Genomic DNA, 5,034 nt, shown 5'->3' on the forward strand with positions numbered 1-5,034 from the left:
ACAGGCGACAAGTTATCTGGGCATCAACACGACTGCGATGCGCGACACACTCTTGCCCCTGTGGCTGATCCCCGGATGCTTCGAAGCCTATGGCGACAACGGCGCGCTACGCTGGCTGGATCGACTCCATACGACCGATCCGACACCGCCGTCACAGCTTTCAGCAACCGTCCGCTGGTTCCGCGAAATTCGCGACCACCCGCTTCTGGAACCCTTTGCGGTCAAGACGCCGAATCGTCTCTTCACACCGCCATCAGTCGAAGGGTTCGGTACCGCGCTACTGGTCACGATCCCGCACCACGAGGGAGACAACGGCAGCCCGATTACCAGCTGTGACTTGCGCTATCGCCCGCTTGATCTGGTGCTCGATGATGACGGCAAGGTGACGAGTGAGACTACGCTCGGCCCTTGGATTGAGATCGAGGACATCACCCCGAACGCCGAAGGCATCTACATCGTCTCGCCCGAACCGACCGGCGGCCTGGCTGAAAATACCTGGTACTGCGTTCAGCTGCGCTACAACAACGCGGTTGGCAAGGGGGCATGGTCGCGCACGCACACCTCCAGTTGGAAAGATGACGAATGGCAGGCGGGACGCATGTTCTCGGCGCAGGGGGTCGGACAGACCGGTGTACAGATGGCGGTGGCCGCACCCAGGTTTGCTACACCGCCGGCAATGCGGAGTTTCTTTGCGGAAGGTGCGCTTGCCCGTATCCTGATTACCCCACCGCCGCTGGAAGGCGCCAACTTCATCGGCTTTCCCTTCCCCTCGGTCAGCTACCAGTGGCGCCTTGACGGCAATCCCTTGGAGGGGGCGACGGCGCGGGGAATCACCATTCCGGCGAGTGCCGCAGGCAAGCATCTGTCCTGCCTCGTCATGCTCTCGAACAGTGAAGGTACCGACAGCATCGTCGTTGAAGGCGCTCAAATCAGCGCAAGCGTCGCCGATACCGGATACACACCGACGCTGATGTCGACCGAAGGGAATGTGCGCTTCCGGAGCGGGGACGGCGTGAACCTGTTCTCCACGGCGACGACAAAGCGAGCCAGCGTGTCCTTTATCTTCGGCGGGCGTTCGGGAGACAACTTCACGCTGATCGGATCCAACCGCTTCGAGGTCATCATCCGCCCGAACGGCAGGATCAGCGTGACAATCTCAAACGGCCTCAGTGGCACGCGTGGTTACATGGAGTTCCCGGGCCCACAACCGCAAGAACCGCATTGGTATCTGATCAGCGTAGACACGACGCAAGTGAACGAAGCAGAACGTATCAGGCTCTGGGTCCGGCCGGCCTTCAGTCCGTATCCACCAACGCGGATCCTGCCGATGAAAATTAGCGACTGGTCGGGAGGCTCCGGTTCATTCCAGTTTGACCAGAACTTCCGCTTTGCGACCTCTACAGCCCATTCGCTCTTTCCCGCCGATCCAGCCGAGCAGTCGTTCATCATCGGGGATGTGTTCATGCAGCGAGATGTGGCACTGCGCCCCGAGGACTTCATCGCGCCGAACGGCCAGTACTTCGATCCCGCACTGGTCGGTGGCCCGTTCCTGCTGATGGGGTCAGGTATGAACGCAGATGACTGGAACAACGGTCGTAACCTGGCCAGCGCCGCGCCGGCAACAAATCCGCTGCCGTCGGTCGGCGGAGGAGGAGAGTTCAGCGCGCTCGACTGATGAGATCGACAAGACTATTTCATCGTTTCTTGCTATTTTCCTGATGTGAGGTCGACCTCGTGGCGAAGCGCGGCGCGTCGGCTGGAAGCGTCACCGGGCAGCCCATGGAGCCCCTGCCGATGTGAGACGGCCGCACACCTGGCGGCTTTTCCCAAAGGCCGTGCTCTCCATGCCGCAACGAAGTGCTCCTAGCTCTTTTCTGTATGCTCGGCGATCCACGCCTCCTTCTGACGCAGTTCCTTCACGTTGTAGGCATAGCTTGCGCCGCGCTTGTTGCCCCTCTTCTGCGGCCGCCCGGCGGTCGTTTCCATGGCGCGGCGCTTGCGGGCGACCAGGCTGGGTCGGGCCCAGCGGTAGTCTTCTCCCTTCCTCAGCATATGCCAGCAGAGAGTGGCCAGCTTGCGCGCCACCGCGACGGCAGCAGAGATCTGATGGCCGCGACGTGCCCGAATGCGGATGAAGTATGCGCGCAGCGGGCCGGGGGCCTTTGCCGCGGCCCAGGTCGCATCGACCAGCATCGCCCGGGCGTGACTGCGTCCGGCCTTGCTGATCCGGCCATGATGGGCCTTCGACTCGTGTACTATCCGGTCTCTCACTACTCACAGTTCGTTGAATCCGCCTTAAGTCGAGGCAGATGCATCTTCTTGAGCCCGCCGCCGGCGGCGCGGGTCCGTAGATTTGATGTGGTAGCGGAACGGGTTGCGGTCACACGAAGCGCTCGCGGTTCACCTTTCTTTATTCCCTGATGTATAAGCTTTGTCAGCGTGGAGTTCCTCCCGCGGCACATCAGTTGTGGAGTTTTTCGATGTCAAACCGTATGAAGGAAACCCTCTCAATAGCCCTTGCGCTAATGTCCCTTTCGACAACCCAAGTAGGTGCGGTGAGCTGCAACACGAGAACTTTTTCTGGAGATTGGAAGGGCGGGTCCTATGGAATCGAATGTGAGATTCGCTCCGTTGCTTCTGGTAACCTCAGAGGGTATTGCTATCGAGAGCACTACGATCAGGGCAATAGGGAGTTCTATATTGAGGTCATTCAGATTGATGGAAGACTAAATGTCTTTAGCAACTGCTTCATTGACGGTAACATTCGCTCAAATCGAAATCTAACTATTCCAATAGAGGGGCGGGCTTGGACAAATAGTGGTAACATTCTCGACGAATCTGTGCTGATGCCGAGCGGGAATCAGATCATCTCATTCTTCTGAAACTTGTTTTTTCAGATCGGCATGGAGCAGATCGGGTCAAGGCAAAATAGATTGAGATATTATTGATTTTCATAATATTGCTTATTTGGTATTGGCCAGGCGCAGACTTTGCGGAGCGCTGAACCAGCGTCGGATCGCAGAGTATCTGGTAAAACTAAACCGAAATTTAGGCGGCTAATGGCAGACCAGTGGCCGAGAGGAGTGGGTGCAGATGATCAAGCCAATAAGCGAGGCCATTTCAGGTTCTGAACAACGAAGTGAGGAACGGTTCGTAGGGGGCCTTTCCGTCAATTTTTCAACTTCATTCTAATGCGCGATTGCACCAGGATGGCCATCTGAAATTCGGGAGGGTTCCGGTTGTTTCTCCCAAAAGAAACCACTTATGACACGCCGCGGGTTATTCGGCGAAGGGCAGCGGCTTTTCGATCGGGAAGCTATACGTCGTATTGTAATATCGCAGGATTTTCGCTAATTGAACTCCTTGCAGCAGTGGCGGTGTTTTCAGTGGTTTCGGTGTTGACCGTTCAATCGCTAAATATCTCAGTTTCGCAAAGTCGTATCCTTGAGCGAATCGACGAAGAAGCAAAGAACCTTAATTGGGCACTAACTCTCCTCCGGCGTGATCTCCAGGCCGCGCTTCCGTTGTCGTTCGAGCCACCTGACGGGCCGCCGGAGGATGCCTTTGTATCATCGGAGCGTAAAGATCGGTTTTCCTTGAGTATCAGCGGGCATCCGCGATTCCGGACCGAAGGCGGTGTCGGGTTCGCAAGGGTTTCTTGGAAGTTTGATCCGGCGTTTGAGATGCTTACGCGTACGGTCACTCCAATTTTGCGGCCCAAGGTTTGGGGAGCAACGGGGCCGGAACAGGTCGTACTCAGGGGTGTCACAGAGTTCTCAATCGAGGCGATCCCCGCGGAACACTCGCCTACAGACTTCCTAGAACTGCTGCCAAGCGCTTTTGCCGTAACGCTTGTCACATCCCGGCATGGCCCAATAATAGTTCGAGTCACGCGTTGAGCGTTTCTTCCACAAAAGGTATCGCCTTAATCAATGCCTTGCTCGTAGTCGCAGCAATCTCAGCGATCTCGTTAGCATTGCTTCTGCGTGCTGAATACGCCATGCGGCGAGTAGCGCTAAGCCAACAATCGGTGCAAACAGACCTTTACCTCGACGCGGTCGAGCGTCTTGTACGAATTATTCTTGATCGGCATGAACTGGGAATCGTCCACCTAGGGCAAGAATGGGCTCGTAGCCGGTTGAACGAGCCTATCGACCAGGGGACAGCGGGTTGGTCCATCCAAGATCTTCAAGGCCGTTTCAACGTCAATAGTATGATCGGCGATAGCGAAAGGGCAAACCGCTCTCGAGCGGCATTCCACCGTTTGCTTTTAGTAGAGGGGTTCTCAGAAGACCGTGCAAGACTCTTGGTAGCGGCGTTTTCGCCAGCGGATGCGCGGCGGGAGGCCGTGTTCGGGGGGCCGTCGGGCAAAAGTCGTGCCCCAAATCTTCCACTGCAAAGCCTCCAGGAGCTCGGCCTAATTGTAGGGATTGAGGATGAAGATGTCGTGCATCTTGCGCGGTTGGCGACGGCTTTACCCAGCGAGACAGCTCTTAACGTCAATACCGTGGCTCCGAACATCTTGGTCGCATTCGTCCCAGAACTCCCTTCTTCATTTGTAACGTCGCTTGAGGCGCGTCAGCAAGATCATCCTTTCGCAGATGTTAACGAGTTTCTTGAATGGGGTAAGAGTTTTTTTCGAGGAGACGAAAGGCATATAACGTCTATATTGAACCTATCTGCTACTTCCGAATGGTTTGAAGCAGAGATTCGCGCAGAACTTAGTTCCATTTCACGGAAACGATCCTTGATTCTTCTTCGCCGGACAACAGACACGCAGACCACTGTCGCCTTTTCCGTGGTTGCGCCGATTGGCCTTCCGTCTTCAGCTCAGGAACCATGAATTCGACAGGGACAACGTGATTTTTTTCTTGGAAGAGTAGTGCTTGCAGCTCCATCGGTTCGCTGGGGTCTATCTTCATCTAAAGGAACATCTGATCAATGCGTTCGGATGCGCCGAGATGGCGGCTTGATCGCCTTGTCGGACAGGAGACAGCGTTCTGGGGGTGAATTTTGTCGTTTCTGTACCGCGCC

3 protein-coding genes are annotated in these 5,034 nt (G+C 56.2%); 2 read left to right on the plus strand and 1 reads right to left on the minus strand.

Annotated elements, in window-relative coordinates:
• Nucleotides 1–1,675, plus strand: a 1,675-nt coding sequence (locus IM708_RS20230) for a hypothetical protein (protein WP_209428368.1), incomplete at its 5' end; no start/stop codon positions are given.
• Between the two features lie 188 nt (nucleotides 1,676–1,863).
• Here IM708_RS20230 and IM708_RS20235 read toward each other — a convergent pair.
• The gene (locus IM708_RS20235; protein ID WP_209428369.1) at nucleotides 1,864–2,271 is read right to left on the minus strand and encodes a transposase; all 408 of its coding nucleotides are present in this window, start codon (nucleotides 2,269–2,271) and stop codon (nucleotides 1,864–1,866) included.
• A 1,624-nt stretch (nucleotides 2,272–3,895) separates the two neighbouring features.
• On the opposite strand from IM708_RS20235, the gene gspK reads away from it, so the two are divergent.
• Nucleotides 3,896–4,843 (plus strand): type II secretion system minor pseudopilin GspK, encoded by a 948-nt coding sequence (gene gspK, locus IM708_RS20245; RefSeq protein WP_209428371.1) that lies wholly within the window; start codon nucleotides 3,896–3,898, stop codon nucleotides 4,841–4,843.
• The last annotated feature ends 191 nt before the right edge of the window (nucleotides 4,844–5,034 follow it).

This window comes from Pararhodobacter sp. SW119 (genome assembly GCF_017811755.1).
Taxonomy (GTDB): domain Bacteria; phylum Pseudomonadota; class Alphaproteobacteria; order Rhodobacterales; family Rhodobacteraceae; genus Pararhodobacter.